Origin of the sequence: Prevotella sp. HJM029, assembly GCF_000599605.1 — a bacterium.
Taxonomy (GTDB): domain Bacteria; phylum Bacteroidota; class Bacteroidia; order Bacteroidales; family Bacteroidaceae; genus Prevotella.
Window position 1 is genome coordinate 1 of record NZ_KK082678.1, and the last position, 18,490, is coordinate 18,490.

Genomic DNA, 18,490 nt, shown 5'->3' on the forward strand with positions numbered 1-18,490 from the left:
AAAACACATCCTACTTTTGCAGGCAGAAACGTGCGGTAAGACGCAAAACAATAAGGAATTACAAACAAAACAACAAAAAATATGGGATATTTTATCATTACAGATTCAAACTGGGCAAAGCTGAGGAACGAAATACTCAGTCTTGCCGAGATCTGCCACAAGGCATTCGGAGAACAGAGCAGGCACACCGATTGGCTGCACAACGGTGATGTGTGCAGGCTGCTCAACATCAGCAAGCGCACTTTACAGCACTACCGTGATACGGGCGTGTTGCCCTTTGCCCAAATCGGGCATAAGTGCTACTACAAGCGTGAGGATGTAGAGGGGTTACTTCAAACCAAAATAGAGAAATCAAAAACAGACAAAGTTAAGGACAACAAATAAGGCAAGAGTATTATGGAATCAGTAAGGGACTTGAATATGGAGGCGGATGATATGCAGGTGGTGCTGTCCGCACTCAAAGGAGTAAGCAAGCGGATAAAGGAAGTGGCACAGACACACAAGCCACTATTTGGCGGTGAACATTTCCTTACGGGCAAGGAAGTGTGCGAGCGGCTGTATATCAGCCCTCGCACCTTGCAAGACTATCGGGATAGGAGGATTCTTCCCTACACGCAGTTTGCAGGGAAGATACTATATAAGGCTTCAGATTTGGAAAGATTGTTTGAGAATAACTATAAAAACAGTAAATTAGAAAACGTTTGCGACTGTGGCTACAAACGCGGTATCTCAAAAGTTGATTGAATACAGACACAATGTCGGTTTGAGTTCCATCAATGCCAAACAACAGAAGTTGCTGAAATATACATCAACGATGGCAATAATCAAAGAACTTTATCAGCTCTCCATGCGACAAAGTTACAATGCGTGTATAATGCAGAGTTTTTTATGACATAGTATAAAATTTATATCATATTCTTGTGCAATGGCACAATCTTTGTATAATCCTTATGAAACTAACATCTAAATTTATGGAAGAAAGAAGAATCCTCAATCGACGAACTACATGGCACTTGATTAATATCAAAGCAAGAACAGGACAGAATATAGAACACTATGTGTCAGCTTTTCAAAACTTGTTTTCTGAAGATCCTTTGGTAGCATTGCCCATAGGTAAAAGTGGTAGCTTAAAATCAGTAGAGTTTAGTGAGCTGTTGGATGAAAATCAACAGCCCAACTGGATTAAGATCAACATCCTCTCGTATGTAATTATAGACCCAAATGCTTTTTATAATCGTAGAAGTCAGCAAGATTTACACTTAGAATGGGATGCAGATGTCGTTGCTAACAAAAAGGAAGCAGAACTGTATTTTATTCCTTCTGTACACATGTTGGCTGTCAGAAAGTCTTCTCCAATAAGTTTAAAAAGCACAATCCTATATCTATCAGAGGCACTGAACAGAATCGAGCCAAATACTTTTGACGTTGATGTTGTGGTGGAAAGAGATGCTTTAGACCGTATATTGTCTGCACATGCTGTATGTAAATTGGAAGCCGACATATCTTTTTCTAACCCAGGACACACCGATGGATTTTATGCTGCTTTTGACTCGAAACTTCGTACCATGAATCCTAGTCGGTTTCATGTTACGGCTGAAGGCTCATTAGATTGTCCCTTACAAGATGAAGATGATGGTATGTTACAGACTGTGGTAAACTTGTCAGAGCAAAATGGAACTGTAAAAGCTACCATTCAGCCAACAGAGGGTTCTAAACTTGAAGTCATTGATAGTAAAGATCATCCAAAAGTGCTAACAATTCCACAGATTATCAATGGCTTTTGCTCAACAATATACAATGAATTGAAAACACGATATGGAAATCATCATGAGTAAGCGAGAAAATCCATTTGGATGGAAAAATATGCTTTGCAACTACACACTCTGTGAGTTCGCCAAGGATAGTACCTTTCCTCTTATCATTTCATTTCTACTTTGTGTAATGGCTGCTGTAAGTTCATTAGATATATATAAACAGCTGCTTAAATTACTACAGATTGGCATAAGTATCGTTCCTTTGATGGCTGCATTCATCTTGACAGCATACACCATTATTTTATCGTTCTTTATGGGAGAAAAGTGTAAAGATATCAAAGATGATTCAAAAGGGAAAGAGCCTATAGAGAATTTAAACTCAAGTTTCGCCGTATGTTTGTTTGCTTCAGCTGCTTCTATAATAGTTTTGGTAGTAGCAACATGCATAGCAAATATGGAGTTTATTTCTGTTTATTCTAATTGGGTAAATTATCCCACCTATTTTATCGTCTGCTACCTTACCGTGTTTTCTATATCCGTTCTTGTTGGTATTATCATCGATATTTATAACATTGGGCAAACTACAATATTGTAAGTTGAGAGCCGACCGCATCACTACGGCCGGCTCAAAACAAATTAGAGAGTTATAAAACAAATTACATCAAGGCTGGGTGTTTATATCATCGCCCGATGTTGAGTCTGGATTATCCGTATCCACCTTGCCTTTCCATTCCTCCCATTCGATGTCCACATCTGTCAGGCTGCGAACCGCACAGCGGCCGCCGCCCATGGCTCTTGTGCCACCTCCACGAAATCGGGTTTCGGGAATGAAGCGCACGCGCACACCGTTGATGAGCGCAGCGGTTACTTCCTTTTCTGTATCGACACCGTTATTATTCGTCGCCGCCGTGAAATAGAAAGAGCCGATACCGTCTAATTTCACCGAACGACCCTGCACTATGTAGTCGCCCATCACGCCGCCGAGTGCCGTCAGAACGGCACGCACATCGGCAGGGCTTACGGTCGATTCGGCTGCCACACGCTTCGCCACTTGCTCCGTCGTAATGGCAGAGCCTACGAGAACGGATTTGGGATACCACTTGCTGTTCACTTTCATCTGTACTTTCTTGTAGAATGCCATAGGTTTGATTGTTTTGTGCCGAAAGCGGTTGAAATGTTAATAACGACTAAAGTATAAGTAGTGGGGCACTGAAGTATAAGTAGTGCCCCACTGAAGTAGGACTTGTCGTCATATCAATCTACACCACTCACCGGCTGGTTAATGATAGGAAATTTTAGTCCTGTGTATATAAATAGACGCAGAATCCCCAAATGGCGAACCCCATCAGGCAAAGCAGCCAAAAAGCGGTTTTCATTATCAGCCCCATCGACCTCTTGCGTCTCATCTCGTGATGGAAATGTTCCCTTGCGTCTTGCATCTTCCGTGAAGTTTTTGTCGGGTGGGGACTCCTGTCTTCGCCCTGAATCACATATAAGTCTTGTCGTAGGGAAAGAGACTGCCGTGCCCGCCAAATGTTTGGCATGGCACGGCAGACCTTTGTCAGTCTTCCCAAGGACTGTAGTTTGGCAACTCCTCATCGTCAGAGAAGAAGCCTCGCTTGGCACCGATGTCGTCCTCATCACCGGCATCAATACCGTGGTCAGGATTGTTGTCCACCCCGATACTCCAAATTTCCATCAGGGAGTTGACATTCACCTTGATTGCCTCCGTAAGAGGTTTTATATATGTTTTTTTCTTCATTTTTATTTCCTCCTTATTATTTTATGATTACCTGGCCTATATGACAAAAATGTGCTTAAAATCCTTGTAACTATCTAATAATCATTATCTTTGTTCTATTTATATGGCAAAAAATCTGCTTTTATTGTGGGTCAAAATCGACTATAAAACGTGGTCATCTTAATGGTAGTCAACGCTGGCATTGTAAGTGCTGTAAGAGGAGCTTTGTTGGATATAAGCGCCTTACCAATACCATTGTCAATAATCGTTATTCCAAGGGTAATCTAACAGTCAAAGATCTATCAGAGGAGTACGGTGTTTCAACCAGAACTATTTATAGAAAACTCACTAAAACTTATAAAGAAGAACTTCCCAACCTTCTTGTTCGTCCTGTAGTAGTTTTAATGGATGCCACCTATTGGGGACGTAATTTTGGTGTCGTTATCATGAAGGATTCATTGTCTGGTGATGTACTTTGGTTTAAGTTTATCAATAGGCATGAACGTCTTGAAGACTATAAGGAGGGCATAAGCTACTTGGAGTCACTTGGATATACCATTCAAGGGCTTGTATGCGATGGTTTTAAGGGACTTAGGCAAGCTTTTCCCAATTATAAATTCCAACTATGCCAGTTCCATCAAGTAATGACTATAAAGACAAAACTAACTTCAAGACCCAAGCTTGAGGCTTCAAAAGAACTGCTTGAAATATCCAAGATGTTATGTCATACGGACAAGGAGTCCTTTATTGGGGCTTTAAAGAAATGGTACACCAAGTGGGAGGATTTTCTTAAGGAACGGACAACAACAGAAGATGGAAAATCACATTATACTCATAAAGCTCTACGTAGTGCTTTTTTGAGCCTTAAAAGGAATATGTCGTCATTGTGGACATACTATGATTACCCTGAGTTGAAGGCGCCAAATACAAACAATGCCATTGAATCACTCAATGCAGATTTAAAGACAAAATTGAACCTACACAAGGGGATCAGTATGGAAAGAAGAAAGATCTTCATCCAAGACTTTATAAAGTCCCATTCTCCTAAGAAATAAAAGGGAAGTCGGAGATTTTAAGCACATTTTTGTCACATAAGAGAAAACGACGCTAAAATAAGCACATTTTTGTCATATAGGCCACGATATGCCAATATTCGTACAACTTGCCGGAATAGTTACAGACTGTAAATCGGGTGCGTTGGTTCCACCTGCGTTCTGAATGAAGGAACCTTCGCTGATTTTCGTGAGTGTGTTAGGAAACACTACGCTCGTAACGCCACCTTTCACGGTACTGCCTTCTTTTGTACTCGTCACTTTGTAGAACTCTTGGTTGCGCTCATTCTTTACACTCTCCGGCACATTGACCGTACCACTGCCGCCGATACTTACAATAGTTACTTCATTGTCGTGCGCCGTCGACAAATCTTGCTTTGTAATCTCATAGGTGGTACCATCCACCGTGAACTGCGTTCCCACCGTTTGGGAAAACGTGCCTGTCGCAGACATGATCAATGCCAGCAACAGTAATAATAAATGTTTCGTTTGGCTCATAATAAAATAATTAATTCTGTTTTTATCCTTATTTATAACTCTGGTTTATTTCTAAAAGACCTCGTAAAACGGAGTTTATATCCGTTGGCAGAAACTTGGCCAACGGACACGACAAAACAGGCAACGGAATCTCTTGCGAGTCCTTTGCCCAAAGGCTTTGCGCCGTTTTTCACGCGCGCGTATAATAAGATGTTTGTGTAAGGAGTTACGCCAGTAGCGCCTATGAGAGAGTAATAAATTATTTGGAACTGCCAAATAATCCAACGACAAAATCACAGGAAAATCTTGTTTCTCCTGCGCCACACATACACCTTTCCTATATAAGGAAATATGCCGCTGATAGCCGTTGCCTCTAATCCGTTCATTGAATGATAGTTATAATCGGGTGCAAAGATAGTAAAAGTTTCAGAAACTTGTAAGGAAAAACGGGAATAGATGTGGAAATGGCGTGCAAATGAATGCACTTGGCCACACGCTATCCAATTAGCAATGCTCTTGGTCATCGTATGACTCTGTTATTCAACGGACTTAATTTCCACTGTTAATTCATCTTTATGCTGTTTGAAATATTGCACGACATTGACAGTCGGGATGTCCAGTGTCTTGCATATAAAAGGTATCTTCCGAAAAAGTTTTCCATCGTTCTGATAAATACTTTCCTCGGTAAGAATTTGGACAGGCTCAAGAGTCTTTTTCTCTTGCATCGCATACACGATTATGGTGCAATCTGTACCCCGTACATACGCTTCGCGTTCATTCTGGTATGCGTCCTCATCGCCTTGAAGTTTAATTTTCTTATAGGCTCTATCAACAAAACTGTTGTCAAGCATGTTATAAAATCTTGGAGATGGTACCAAACCTGTGGTAGAACATACATACTTTTTGTCCTGTAAGCACTTGAATGTCTCATATGCAATTCCCTTGTCAATATTTCTGATTTCCCCAACAACCTTATCCAGAAGAACAAGCGAGCCATTCTCCATTTCGTTTTTCAGAAATGACTCCAAGGTCTCGGTACTATCAAAAGGTTGGTAAGACTGAGCCATTCGGACTAAAGAAGATGTATCGACGATTGTTCTCATTGGTATCTGAATTCATCTATTTTCGCAGGTTGAATATTCATAACCTTGCAATATTCTTGCTCTCCAATCACACCTGATGACAGAGCAACAGAAAAAACATCCTTTACTATTTCCGCCCTTATCGGTTGAGGGCTTCTCCCTTGCACTTCAATACCGTTAGCCTTGTCCTGCTCTTTTTGACGAGCTTTATTCTGTTGCCTCTGTTTCCATTGTTCTTCCATCTCCTCCTTGATATTCATGTAAGAATCGTATGATAATTTCTTCTGGATAAGCAAATTCGTAAAGATAGCCAGGCGACTAAGATTCGTTTCTTTGGATACTTGCTTTATTATCTCATGTCCATAATCGTTTTGGGAATTGAACATGGTTATCTTATCCAGTAATTCTGCCTTTTCCTTACCGAGTAGCAAAAAATAGGCAAAAGTATTACACCATTTTTCTACTGCGGAAATAGAGACATCCTCACGAGATACTCTTGTAACATCCACTTCCTCTATTTCTTCCTGATTGAGCAGATAGTGTCCAAGCTCATGCGCAAGTGTAAAAATCTCTCTACTGAAAGATTCCTGCAACCTCTTCAAGACAATAGTGTTCGGACACAGATAGAAACCATCGATATTAGCCTTTTCCTTTTTGTTCTTTACATCTACAAACTCGAACACGAATACATTCTGGTCGCCAAGCTTGTTGATGAAGTTTTTGAGGAAATTTCGCTTGTTATCTGTGAAAGCAGGAAGCACTTGTTCACGCAGGGCGAAAGCCACTTCACGAGGATTAGAAGAAAGTTTCGTTACTGGTAATTTTCTTTTGAGTGTTACATCCGACAGTTTGGAAATCGTATTCAAACGAGTCTTTAAATCTTCAAACTCTCTTACTCTTTGCCTTGAGCCTAAGTTCAACTCTGTTCCAAATGTCGTCTTTCTGAAAAAAACACTTGTACTTTTTCTCTTCTCTGGCGTAGCAGGATCTGCATAATAGAATAAGCCTTTCTGGAAAACCCTATCTACACGTTTCAATATGTTCAACGGGATGCGGTCACGATAAACATCTTCCCACTTAAAAGGCTTTTTCAGGTCTTTTGTAGCAACGCACATAAATTCATCTACTGTCATTTTATATAAGGACAGCAGATATTTGATGCGTTCTTTGTTTATTGACACTAACTCCATTGTTGACACCTTTTCGTTTAGGGTTTCCGCTGCAAATTTAACTAAAATAGGCTTAATAGCCAAGCATTTATCTAAAATAATAACTAGCTTGCTTCTTTTTCTTATTACATTTATCCACTGATGTAGCATGTAGTCATTTTGTAGTAATAAGGATTGTCATTTCCCAACTACACGCCATTCCTTTTTCTTTCACCGCTTTAACTCTTATTGTAGTAATGTAGTAAGATATAATCGGTGAAAGAAAAAGGAAATATATCCATCAGTTCTTGGTATTGCCCAACAGGAAGATTGGCGTTACAATGGCTGCCTCTGTCTGCAATCTTCTACTGATGTACTTTCTGAACAAATGCGCTTCCGTGCTATCCAACAGAAAGGACAGGGCGATGATAATAGGAAGGGGATAGAGCGGTGCATAACCTTTGAGTTGTCCGTTGATTATGACTTCCTCTTCACCTGCAATCCTCTCATCGGGATGCAGATTGGAAGATTTCATGATTGTCTGAAGCCTGTGATTGAGTTTTCTCCAAGTTACCCCGAAGAACCTCGCAAGTTCTTCCTCCGTCATAGTTATGTCTCCGTTTCCTTTTCTGACAACCTGCATATTGCTGCCCCAATCAAAGTAACTGCGATGATAGGCAGTGTTTGTTACGGCTTTTACGTTATCGTTTGCTTTCATACCGTTTCCTCCATTTTACAGATTGATATATCCGAAAGTTCACAAACCTCTCTCTCCGCAATTTCTTTCTCTTTTGCCGATTGTTTGGCAATGAGCTTGTCCATATCCTCTGAAATCTTGTTGTCCGTTACCTGCGCATAAATCTGCGTGCTTGATATGGAGGCGTGTCCCATCATCTTGGCTATGCTCTCAATGGGTATTCCTGCGCTCAGGCTCATCGTACCGAAAGTGTGCCTTGCAACATGGTACGACAATCTCTGTCTGATACCGCAAGCCTTGCCCACGATGCACAGGTTCTTGCCCATCACGCTACGGCTGCAATCGCTGTGGAAGACAAGGCTGTCGCCTTTTTCTTTCACCGTCTGCTGTTCTTCGTTTCCCTCCTGTTCTTCCCAACAATGGCGGATAATGGCCTCCGCTATCGGGTGCAGCGGAACAATGAACTCCACCTTTGTCTTTTGGCGTTCCTTGCGGATATACTTCCTCCCGTCCGCTGCTGTTTGGATATGCTTATATAGCAAGTGTTCCATATCGGCGATAGCCAGTCCTGTAAAGCATGCAAAGACGAACATCAGCCGTGCCGACTCTGCTTCCCTGTCGTTCATCTTCATTGCCGCAAGTCTGACAACCTCGCTCTTTTGCAGGAAGCGTATCCTCTTTTCCTCCTTCTCATACTTGGCATTCTCAAAGGGATTGTAGCGTATGATGTTCTGACTGACCGCACGGTACATCAGCCGGCTCAGCCAGCAGAGATAGTTGTTGATGGTCGTTCCCTTCAGTCCACGCTTTTTAAGGAAGAAACGATATTTCTCAAACAAGTCCTCCGTAATGGTGGAAATGGGTATGTCCTGCACTCCTTTATCTTCCACAAACTCACGGAGATTCCTGTCTGAATGGGACAGATTATGATAGGTGCTCTCAGCCCTTGACTTTCCAACACTTTCTTTAACGGCTTGCAGTTCCGCCCTGCTCATGGCAAGGATCGTGGTCGGATTATCTGCTATACCTTGCAGGAGATTCTTGATAAGTTCGGCACTTACCACTCCGTCCCTTGTCAGTATATCCTGATAGGTCTTTTCCACAAGCTCCCTGTACTCATGGAGTCTTTGATTGGTCTTTTTCTCGGTCGTCAAGCCCTGCTTGATGTTCCACTCGGAGGCCTTACATTCTTCGCTCGTGGTAATGGTGGTACTTTTTCCGTCTATGGTGATACGGCAGAGAATGGCGGTGTTGCCGTCTGCCTTAGTTTTCTGTCTGTTGATATAGAACAGTATCTTGAATGTACTTCTCATAATGGTTGTCTTTTATATGGTCAAACGTAAATCTTTGGTGAAAGAGAGGAAACTGTCAAATTCTTCAAAAAGTTTATGTGGGGTTACTTTGGCATAACGTTCAGTCATACTTATGCTTGAATGTCCCAGCATCTTGCTCACCGTCTCGATGGGCACGCCTTGTTCAAGCGTGATGAGCGTTGCAAAGGTGTGCCTTGCAGTATGCGTCGTAAAAGGAAACGGGATGCCTGCACGAAGCCGCAGTGCTTTCAGGCAGGTCTGATAGTTTTTGTACTTGATATAGGGAAGCAGTGTTTCCCTTTCATCGCTACTGTACTTCGCTATTAGCCTAACGGCTTCGGGCAGCAGCTTGATACGGCATAGCACACCTGTCTTCTGGCGGTTGAACTTCAGCCACAGTTTTCCCTCATCATCACGGAAAAGATGGGATTTGCTCAGTTCCATCAAGTCGCAATAGGCTGCACCGACATAGCAGCCAAGGAGAAAGATGTCCCTTGCCGTTTCCATTTCTTCCTCCAAATCATCAAAGCGGAAAGTCTTTAACTTGTCCAATGCTCCCCTGTCCAACGCCTTTGGCAGTTTCTTGTCGCCCTTGCTGATTTTTGCTTTGTCAAGCAGGAGCGTGTCTGCCAGTCCCTCACGGTATGCCAGCCTACACACCGTCTTCAAATGCGTGGCTACATTATAGAACGTGCTTTCCTGAAAACCGCACTCGCCTAAGAAATACTGCTGGAACTCATTGATAAAATTCTCTGTGAGTTGAGAGAATGCCAAGTCCCAGACTTTGTACTTCCGTTGAATAAACTTCTGTAAGTGTATGCGGGCGGAGTGATAGCCGTGTATGGCTTCTTCTTTGATGTCTATACCTACATGGTTCTCCTTTTCCTTGATAAGCACTCAATGAGCATGCACCGTGTCTGCACGCTGCCCTGAAACTGCTCCTTTATATCGGTTGCGTCAAACGGGCAACCTTTGGAGAGCAAGGACTGATAAGCAGACTGAACAGACAGCAACAGGTTCTCCAATTTACCATTCGTTTCCACCGCCTCACGGCTCTTTCCATCCATTCGGCTCTCACGGGGATTCCACAAATCGGGATTGCAGGATAGCTTGCAACTGAACTGGGCGATGGAACGCCCAATGGTAATGCGTCCCATAATCGGAGCCTTCCCCGACTTGTCCAGAGCGCTCTTTTTAAGGTAGAGCAACACCTTCATTTTCTCGTGTTTCATACGCTTTAATATTTGTGGGCAAAGTTACCCGAATTAAAGCATTCCTCAGTTATGCAGAAAACTGCCGACCGAAGCAACAGCCACACGAGAGAAAATAATTCAGTTACCGAATATTACTCCATCGTTACCTATGGTAAAATCGGGTAATGGTTTAGTAACTGAACTTCTGCCTAAATCTGCATATTACTACCCTTTACGGACAGAGCAGTTTTATGCAAATCGTTCCGTTTCCTACTCATTATCAGTTAGTTTACACCAACTTCGACTTTTCTTCATTTTCTTTGATTAGTTGCATGTAGATTCTCGCATAAAACATGCTGGATTGTCGCACAATTACGATGCTTTTACAACGGAGACTGTGGCAAAGGTGCACGAAAGGGCCGCCAACCTGCCGGAAAAGAAGCATGATTGTGCTGTGGTACACGGCATCATCGCTCACCCGGTGGCTTATGCTTCCCGGCATGTATGCCAGTGACAACTGTCAAACTTGTCGTGAACATGTGTGAAAAAGTGGCATATAATTTGCTCATCGTTGGATAAAAGTGTATTTTTGCACGTGTATAAATAGATTTGGAACAAACGAATAATAAGAGACAATTAGCAATAAGGAGAAAAGAATATGGATTACAATGATTTTGAAAATCGTGTGAACGAACAAGAGTCTTCCACACGTACCTTTGAGGTTTCGCAGGCGTTTCCTGCGCTCATGCGTAAGGTTTATACCTGGATGGTGTTTGCTTTGGCCATCAGTGGCATTGTGGGTTATGGTGTAGCAACATCAGAAAACCTGCTCAATTTGATACTCAGTAGCGAGATAGTTTTTTGGGGTATCATCATTGTGGAGTTGGTGTTGGTGTGGAAAATCAGCAAAAGTGTTGATAAAGAAAGCCGCTCATTGGCTGTGACGACACTCATGTTTGCACTGTTTTCGGTGCTCAATGGAGCTGTGTTGTCGGCTATCTTCGTGGTATTCGAGTCCACAGCCATCATCAAAACGTTCTTTATTACGGCTGGAACCTTTGGTGTAACTGCCGCTTTTGGCTATTTCACCAAGCGCGATCTCTCTACCATCGGCAGTATGTGCTACATGGCTTTGTTTGGACTTATCATTGCTTCGCTGGCCAATTTCTTCTTCAAGAGCGTCATGTTCGATTATGTTGTGAGCTACATTGGCGTGGCTGTTTTCATCGGAATTACCGCTTGGGACAGTCAAAAAATCAAACATCAGTTGGCTGCAGCACCCGATTTGAGTGAAAATTCACAAAAACTTGCCCTTGTGGGTGCATTAGATCTCTATTTAGATTTCGTGAATCTCTTCCTCTATCTGCTGCGTATCTTCAATCGTAGATAAACAATATTTTTTCAAACTAAATATAAATGAATAGAAATAAAAAACAATGGTCAACTGCAATGTTGGCCATTTCTTTGGCATGGATGGGCGGCATGGCTGGGCTGCCCAAGCTGCACCGCAAAAGGACATCACGGGCAGTATTATGGGTATTTTGGGTAGCAGTAATAAGGCTAAAACTGCTGGCAATGTGCTCAACAGTGTGTTGGGAACTGACAAGGTGACAGAGCGTAATCTCATCGCCACTTGGACGTATGACGAGCCCGGAGTGGCCTTCACCAGCGACAATGTACTTGCGAAAGCAGGTGGCGAACTGGCTGCTGCGCAGGCGAAAGATAAACTGAAAAGCTATTTCCAGCAGGCTGGAATTAAACAAAGCAATACGCAGTTTACTTTCACTAACGATAAAAAGTTCACGGGAAAACTCTATGGACAGTCGTTCAATGGCACCTGGACTTTCAACAGTAAAACGCAACAAGTGGTGCTGAAAACGATGCTACTCACCGTTCCTGTCTATGTAAAAAAGACGGCAACAGGTATGAGTTTCCTCTTCGAATCGCAGAAACTGCTTGCCTTAGCGCAAAAGGTGGCGAAGCTTTCGGGTAACGAAGCGCTGCAAACCTTGGGCACATTGAGCCAAAACTACGATGGCATTCGCATGGGCTTCGATATGAAGAAATAGTCAGTCCCATAGCTATCATCCATAAAAAAGGCTGAAATCGTTTCATCGATTTCAGCCTTTTCTGTTGCCTTCTCTTTGCTTTTTAGCCCTTAGAACCTATTCTTAAAAGGACCAAACATCGCATCTTTGTTGTTAGTGCTGCTCTCATCCCATACAGGACGGAGGCAAGATGATTCGCCTTTCGGTAGACCTGTGATGCTAAATTGTGCTGAACCAAAGTTGAAGCAGCGTGCATGAAGCGAGAATTTACTTTCGGAAGTAAGATAACGTCCAAAGATTTCGTTATACTCCATATCTCTAAATCCTATCTTATCATTATCTTGTGCACATCTTCCTCCCATTGGTAAAAATAGTCCTCTATTAGCTTTTACTAACTGTGTAACATCTTTATACTTAGCAAAGGCTTGTGCCCCAACAGGGAAATCATTTACCCTTTTTGTACCATTCTCATGCGTTGTGAAATAAGCACCATATACTTTTGTGCCTTTTTCGGTTACACAATAACCAGCTATTGCATTGGCTTGGTTGAGCAACGTAGTGAATTCTGTTTCATTTGCCATACGATATTTCTGATTATTGTTCATGGTGTAATACCAAACGATATCACCATAAAAAGCATTTGAGCGTGAAACTTCTGGCTTAAGTGGTCCACTGCCGTAATAGAACTTCTTCGAAATATTAATGCTTCCTTGTTTATAATAGCTATGATTGACATTGAGAGCCTTCCAAATATCACCATATCTGAACATATCTAAGTCGTCTGGCAGAGCATTTGGACTGCGTAAAAACTGCGAGGAAACAAGCTTTCCGTTACTTGTAACAGCGTATTGTGACAGCCACCACTGCGTAGGTGCAATGCCCCAATATTCACTTCCGGACTCTTTATAGTGGATAAAGTTGCCTGTTGCCCACTTCACGCCTTGCACTTCCACGTAGGGTTGAGGCGCAGGATGGTCGCTCATGCCGAGCACATTCTTGCGAAATACCTTGTCAGCTGTGAGGGTCATGCGCTTAAAGAACTGCATATAGCATTTGTTTCCCACGTAAACCATGATAGCAATGTTGCTATAATTGCCAGGCATAACTGCAACATAGGTGTATTTCCCTCCTGCAGAAGTGAGCTTTCCAGTGCTTGGTGTGATGGTTAGCTCATCGCTTTCGTCGCTTTTATTGCCTGTAATAAACTGACCAGTGCCGAGATCAAAGACGTCACGTACATTCAAACCATAAATCACAACCTTATCGATGTTGGTGAGAGCTTGTCCTGTTTCGGAGGCAAAGCGCAAGCCCAAGAGTGCTATTTTGCGTTGCATTTTACCCACTTTCACCTCTACTTGGCTACCATTAACGCGCTTTGGCTTCACTTTTGCCCATTGTAAGTCGAAGCGTTTACCAATAGTGGTAATCGAACCATCCTGATTTGTCATGTCAACCAGCAGTAATTTCTTGATAGTAGCCTGCTGTTCATGATAGATAATGGTATTGGCTCCCGTCCCTTCTTGTTTCTTTATGACCGACGTAATTACTTTATTGCTGCCTGTTGTGGCTGCACCTGGGTAGAGAAAACATAGGTCATCGGTGGCTTTCACTGCATTTTTACTTTTCAGTGTGCCCCAAAAGTCGCTGCTGGTTGCTTTGCTTTCACTTGCTAACAGACTGAAAGTATGCTCTGTACTCTGGTCATTATCGCTCAAATTATAAGCTAATAGCTCATCGCCTTGTTCCCAAATGGAATGTAATTTTTGAGCGGCGTCTTCGCTTAGTGAGCGTGTACCTGTGGGCTGTGCTTGTGTATCGGCAGCCGCTTCCGCCTCAATGTTCAGCTGATAGTTATAACTTTTCGATAGTTCTATGTTGTCTTCAGCTGGATTTGTGTCGCTACATGCGGTGAATAGTACACCACAGAGCAACAAACTATAGTATGTTAAGCTGCGCATAAACGTCATCTTCATCTTGTTTTCTCTGTTTAACATCATTCTTTTGGAGTGTCTTACCATGCTGTATCCTCCTCATTTTCACTGCTTCCCCACATGTTTTTTTTAGCTGGTGTAGCTCCAAAGGGGTTAGGATAGCTATCTCCTTCACCACCAGTTGGGTCGCCTCCTTCTGTTGGGTCGCCTGTAGTTGTAGAGTAGTTCAACAGGTGAGTCTCCATCTCTACATGATGGATTTCAATGGTTGGCTTCTGATAAACTAATTTCATAGACGATCTTTTTTATCTTTTTGCACAGCCTTTAGTGTGCATTTTAATGATTTACTTCGTGTAAAAAGGCATGTTAGTATTGTTTTTATCCGTTTTTTGACAAACTGTTGAGGCTTGTCCAAACGGCAAAAAATCTCTTCTTTGTAGGCGTTTCCTGAATACATCGACTACAACTTATTGCCTTTTGTGGCGCAAAAGTAGTAAAAAAACGTGGTGTTTCCGAAAAAAAGAGCGAGCAATATGCTTTTTTTTACTTGATTTTAACATAAATCAAGTCGATCATTTTTTTCGAATGGTTGGAGTTATGCGCTGTCTATCTTCAGTGGAATGGTGCACTAAAGGGCTTAAAGAAGGCTACTTTCAGTGAGTGTTTCAGGCGGAAGCGGCAAGAAATTCAACCAAGGTGCCAGCGGAACGATGAAGCGTGAAGGGGCAATCTCGTGGCGTTGCCCTCGACTATCGATGCGCACTGTGCGGTGATGAATGATCAATCGTTTGCGAGTGCGCGTGATAGCCACATAGAATTTGCGTGCATCCTCGGCCACTTGTGCAGGATTGTGCTGGTGATAATAGTTGGGATAGCGCCCTTCTACCACGTCAAACACCAACACATTTTCAAACTCCAAGCCCTTAGCTTTGTGCAACGTTGTCACAAAAACCGGCTCGTTTACCACACCCTTGCTGCACAAATCGGTCTCTTTAAGCGTGTTCAATTCCATGCAATGGGCACTCAGTTGCACGGCCAATGGTTGCTGTTCGTCCTCCTTTTGCAACGCTTGTTCAACATAACGCACCACAGTTTGGAAATATTCCACAGGCTGAAAAAGTTCCATTTGCAAGCACAATTCATAGGCTTCGCGCAGCGCTTGACTCAAGGTGACGGCCGCTTTTCCTTGCAACCACAGCTGCGCTTGCGTGTGTTCCCACAGGGGTTGGTAGTTGTTGCGTAATATTCTTCGGCGTGCCATCACCCGCTCTTGTGCCAAAAACTGTTGCTGTTGGGGCACGATGTCCAATGCCTTGCGATAGCAATAGCTTGTTAATTCGCGTGTAGCTGCGACATCAGCATCGGCCAAGTGGCTGTTTTCGCCAGCCAAATGCAACACCTCTAACAGATGTTTGAGTTTGTATTGTCGCAAACCCGGTCGCAAAAGTTTGGCCAACAGCAGCGTGTCGAAATAGTTATTCAATAGCGAAAGGTCGGTATAGTGGGGCAAATTGCGCTGCAAGTTGGCTGTCAAAATGTGCACATCATAGTCGGCATTATGCCCCAAGAGCGTTGTTCCTTGCGCATAATCCATAAACATTTGCAGTGCCTTCTCCCGTGCAACAAGCGGCTGATGTCGGCGTGCTTCAATCATCGGATTGACCACATCGCCCAGCATTTCGGGGATGGTTTGATGGGTTTCTATATAAACACAAAACTGCGAACCGGGCACCATTTCTCCTTGTTTGATTTGCACTGCTGCAATTTGCACAATGTCATCGTGCACTATATCGAGTCCTGTTGTCTCGGTGTCGAAGATAGTTATCACCTCGTTTTCATAGGTATGGACAAATCGTTGCACGTAGGTTGCGTCGTCGTTGCGCAGCAAATCGGGCAATAACAATGCACGTTGGCCGCACGCTTGCACAAAATTGCGGGCAGAAGTCGGCGTCTGAAATACCTGCGTTCCTTGCACAATGCGCGACCAAGCCAAGAAGTTTAGGGCATCGTTCATCACGGTGAGGTGAGCAAAGAGCAATTTCATAGCCGGCTGATTGAATAAATCGTCGCCCGAAATCTTAAAATGTGGCACCCCCATCTCGTGCAAAGCCCTGCTCACTTCGTTGGCATCGGCATTGGCATTCACAATGATTGCTGTGCGTTCTTGGGGGAAACGTTGCAGCCAAGTCGCTGCCTGTTGTGCCACATCACGATAGGCTTCGTCGAAAGTTGTTGAGGGCATGCACAGCAATTCGTCGCCCGTAGTGGGCGGATTGAACTGTGTTGTGGGCAGCAGTTCGGGCGAAATGTGCAGCTGTTGCGTGGCATAAGCGTTGAAAACATCCAACAAATATTTCGGCGAACGGTGGTTATAGCTTAGCGTGTGCACCTGTCCTGCGCAACGTTGGCGCAGAAACTCGAGCGTAGAGAGCTTGGCACCCATAAACGAAAAGATGCTTTGTTGCGGGTCACCCAAATACAATACGCATGGCTTCCCCACGCCATCGTCGGCTGTCAGCGCATCGATGATGGCTAATTGCAGCGGATTGAGGTCCTGTACCTCGTCTACTTGTATCCATGAATAGCGCGGCAACAAGTCACGATTTTCATAGGCTAAGAGCAGAATGTCTTCGAAATCGATGAGCAAATTCTCCTTTTTATAGCGGCGATATTGGCCTGCTAAGCGCATTTTTTGCAGCAGTCGACCCACCAAAACCTGTGTGCCTGCGTCGAAAGTATATTCGCTATACACGTCGGTGTGGGCGTAAATATCCAACAATGTCGCAGGCGTAAACTCCTGTTGTGCTGCTTTGCAGAGCGCTCTTAGCGCCATGATGTCTTCGCGGTTGAGGCAATCGGGATGCAAACGCAGTGCTTTTGGCTGCTTTGTTTCAATCTGAAAGAGCAGATGTTCTAAAAACATCACCTCCATATACATGCTTTTTCGGCGCGGATTAGCAGCCACAGCATTTTCGTCTTCGCCTGTAAATCCACAGAGAATGCTCAGCAAATCGTCGTCCGAAACCACCGATGTGGCGGCCGAGATGAGTCCTTTTTCAAACAAAAAATGGGAGCAAAACCGATGCACATTGCCCATGAATGGAGCTTCATCGGTTTGCGAAAGCATCGGCAATGCACGCTCTTGCATGCTGCGTGCTGCACGGTTGGTGAACGTGAGGCACAGCATTTCGCTAAAAGGCACACCCGCTTCGCACGCCTTTTTGAGCCGTTCGGCCAAGATTTGTGTCTTTCCGCAGCCGGGAGGAGCCAACACAAGATGGAACCCTTCGGTGAGGTTTAGCACCAATTCTTGCGAGGCATCGGGGATAAAAGCGTTGCTCATGGGGACAAAGATAGTATAAAACATTGAAAGGACAAGCATATTCTTTCCATGAATAACATAGAGAATGCGGCATAAATATTTGCTATTTCACTTTGAAACCTTTATTTTTGCAGCAAAAAGACAATGCAACACTCCATTCTTTTCCGCCAAGCTAAGGCGCAGGACGTTGCTGTCTGTTGGCAAATTGTGGACGAAGCACGCAACAACATGATGGCCGAAGGCAAGCAACAATGGGACGAACACTATCCCACACGCGCTATTATCGAGCAGGATATTGCAGTCCACAAGGCCTATCTCCTTGCAGAAGGCGATGCGATTTTGGCCTATGGGGTGCTCGATTTGCAGGGTGAGGCAGCCTATTTGCAGCCCACTGCACACTGGTTGACAGAAGGAAAATATGGTGTTATCCATCGTTTGGCCATCGCTTTGCAGGCACATGGACGAGGTTTGGCCAAGCAATTCTTTGCCGAGTGTGAGACACTTTGTCGTGCACAGGGCATCTATTCGATAAAGGTTGATACCCATTTCGACAACCACGCCATGTTGCATTTGCTCCAAGCAATGGGCTATCAGGCGTGTGGCAGTGTGAGTTATGGTCCTCGAGGCAATCGTTTGGCTTTCGAAAAAACATTCTGATGCAGGGCAACCAGCAAGCAAAAATCATTGGGCATAGCATTTGCCTATTTACAATAAGTTTCATTAAAACAGAAA

At 43.6% G+C, this 18,490-nt stretch carries 19 protein-coding genes and 1 pseudogene; 8 read left to right on the forward strand and 12 right to left on the reverse strand.

The window, feature by feature from the left end; translation table 11 throughout:
- The first annotated feature begins 81 nt into the window (after nt 1-81).
- The 4 genes from X919_RS0113630 (at nt 82) to X919_RS0113645 (ending at nt 2,349) form a co-directional block, all read left to right on the forward strand.
- Complete coding sequence (locus X919_RS0113630) at nt 82-384, forward strand: helix-turn-helix domain-containing protein (RefSeq protein ID WP_028900587.1); 303 nt, start codon at nt 82-84, stop codon at nt 382-384.
- A 12-nt stretch (nt 385-396) separates the two neighbouring features.
- Nucleotides 397-744, forward strand: coding sequence for a helix-turn-helix domain-containing protein (locus X919_RS15530; RefSeq protein ID WP_051502546.1), 348 nt, complete (start codon nt 397-399; stop codon nt 742-744).
- A gap of 206 nt (nt 745-950) precedes the next feature.
- Nucleotides 951-1,835, forward strand: a complete 885-nt coding sequence (locus X919_RS0113640) for a DUF4747 family protein (protein ID WP_028900588.1) — start codon at nt 951-953, stop codon at nt 1,833-1,835.
- The gene (locus X919_RS0113645; RefSeq protein ID WP_028900589.1) at nt 1,816-2,349 is read left to right on the forward strand and encodes a hypothetical protein; all 534 of its coding nucleotides are present in this window, start codon (nt 1,816-1,818) and stop codon (nt 2,347-2,349) included. The genes X919_RS0113640 and X919_RS0113645 overlap by 20 nt, the downstream gene beginning before the upstream one ends.
- A 66-nt stretch (nt 2,350-2,415) precedes the next feature.
- Here the strand turns inward: X919_RS0113645 and X919_RS0113650 are convergent, their stop codons facing one another.
- Entirely contained in the window at nt 2,416-2,895 is a 480-nt protein-coding gene (locus X919_RS0113650; protein WP_028900590.1) for an HU family DNA-binding protein, read from the reverse strand.
- 420 nt (nt 2,896-3,315) lie between these two features.
- Complete coding sequence (locus X919_RS0113655; protein ID WP_216592163.1) at nt 3,316-3,453, reverse strand: hypothetical protein; 138 nt, start codon at nt 3,451-3,453, stop codon at nt 3,316-3,318.
- Between the two features lie 446 nt (nt 3,454-3,899).
- Here X919_RS0113655 and X919_RS0113660 point away from each other — a divergent pair, with 446 nt between their 5' ends.
- Nucleotides 3,900-4,550: an IS256 family transposase, variant Zn-binding type gene (locus tag X919_RS0113660; protein WP_028900592.1), complete on the forward strand. Its 651-nt coding sequence runs from the start codon at nt 3,900-3,902 to the stop codon at nt 4,548-4,550.
- A 72-nt stretch (nt 4,551-4,622) separates the two neighbouring features.
- Here the strand turns inward: X919_RS0113660 and X919_RS0113665 are convergent, their stop codons facing one another.
- From X919_RS0113665 to X919_RS15535, 7 genes and pseudogenes are all read right to left on the reverse strand, one after another.
- Nucleotides 4,623-5,045 (reverse strand): leucine-rich repeat domain-containing protein, encoded by a 423-nt coding sequence (locus X919_RS0113665; RefSeq protein WP_028900593.1) that lies wholly within the window; start codon nt 5,043-5,045, stop codon nt 4,623-4,625.
- A gap of 272 nt (nt 5,046-5,317) precedes the next feature.
- Nucleotides 5,318-5,548 carry a hypothetical protein gene (locus tag X919_RS0113670; protein WP_028900594.1) on the reverse strand — a complete coding sequence of 77 codons (231 nt, stop codon included), beginning with the start codon at nt 5,546-5,548 and terminating at the stop codon, nt 5,318-5,320.
- A gap of 12 nt (nt 5,549-5,560) precedes the next feature.
- The gene (locus X919_RS0113675; protein ID WP_028900595.1) at nt 5,561-6,127 is read right to left on the reverse strand and encodes a DUF4411 family protein; all 567 of its coding nucleotides are present in this window, start codon (nt 6,125-6,127) and stop codon (nt 5,561-5,563) included.
- Nucleotides 6,124-7,425 carry an ImmA/IrrE family metallo-endopeptidase gene (locus tag X919_RS0113680; RefSeq protein ID WP_051502547.1) on the reverse strand — a complete coding sequence of 434 codons (1,302 nt, stop codon included), beginning with the start codon at nt 7,423-7,425 and terminating at the stop codon, nt 6,124-6,126. The genes X919_RS0113675 and X919_RS0113680 overlap by 4 nt, the downstream gene beginning before the upstream one ends.
- A 130-nt stretch (nt 7,426-7,555) precedes the next feature.
- Nucleotides 7,556-7,972, reverse strand: a complete 417-nt coding sequence (locus X919_RS0113685) for a hypothetical protein (protein WP_028900597.1) — start codon at nt 7,970-7,972, stop codon at nt 7,556-7,558.
- A complete protein-coding gene (locus X919_RS0113690; protein ID WP_028900598.1) occupies nt 7,969-9,264 on the reverse strand; it encodes a site-specific integrase in 1,296 nt (431 codons plus the stop codon). Before X919_RS0113690 ends, X919_RS0113685 begins: the two co-directional genes overlap by 4 nt.
- A 12-nt stretch (nt 9,265-9,276) precedes the next feature.
- Nucleotides 9,277-10,496 (reverse strand): annotated as a pseudogene (locus X919_RS15535) (tyrosine-type recombinase/integrase).
- Between the two features lie 619 nt (nt 10,497-11,115).
- Between X919_RS15535 and X919_RS0113705 the strand changes: the two are divergent.
- Both X919_RS0113705 and X919_RS15540 read left to right on the forward strand, forming a co-directional pair.
- Nucleotides 11,116-11,847: a Bax inhibitor-1/YccA family protein gene (locus X919_RS0113705; protein ID WP_028900600.1), complete on the forward strand. Its 732-nt coding sequence runs from the start codon at nt 11,116-11,118 to the stop codon at nt 11,845-11,847.
- 46 nt (nt 11,848-11,893) lie between these two features.
- Nucleotides 11,894-12,526 carry a DUF4923 family protein gene (locus X919_RS15540; RefSeq protein ID WP_081759481.1) on the forward strand — a complete coding sequence of 211 codons (633 nt, stop codon included), beginning with the start codon at nt 11,894-11,896 and terminating at the stop codon, nt 12,524-12,526.
- 89 nt (nt 12,527-12,615) lie between these two features.
- Here X919_RS15540 and X919_RS0113715 read toward each other — a convergent pair whose 3' ends face one another.
- The 3 genes from X919_RS0113715 to X919_RS0113730 all read right to left on the reverse strand — a co-directional run bounded on the left by X919_RS0113715 (nt 12,616) and on the right by X919_RS0113730 (nt 17,818).
- Nucleotides 12,616-14,478, reverse strand: coding sequence for a hypothetical protein (locus tag X919_RS0113715; protein ID WP_155949738.1), 1,863 nt, complete (start codon nt 14,476-14,478; stop codon nt 12,616-12,618).
- Between the two features lie 38 nt (nt 14,479-14,516).
- Nucleotides 14,517-14,729, reverse strand: a complete 213-nt coding sequence (locus X919_RS0113720) for a hypothetical protein (protein WP_028900602.1) — start codon at nt 14,727-14,729, stop codon at nt 14,517-14,519.
- Between the two features lie 344 nt (nt 14,730-15,073).
- On the reverse strand, nt 15,074-17,818 hold the full coding sequence (locus tag X919_RS0113730; protein ID WP_051502549.1) for a 3'-5' exonuclease: 2,745 nt from the start codon (nt 17,816-17,818) through the stop codon (nt 15,074-15,076).
- A gap of 84 nt (nt 17,819-17,902) precedes the next feature.
- Between X919_RS0113730 and X919_RS0113735 the strand changes: the two genes are divergently transcribed.
- A complete protein-coding gene (locus X919_RS0113735; RefSeq protein ID WP_028900604.1) occupies nt 17,903-18,415 on the forward strand; it encodes a GNAT family N-acetyltransferase in 513 nt (170 codons plus the stop codon).
- The last annotated feature ends 75 nt before the right edge of the window (nt 18,416-18,490 follow it).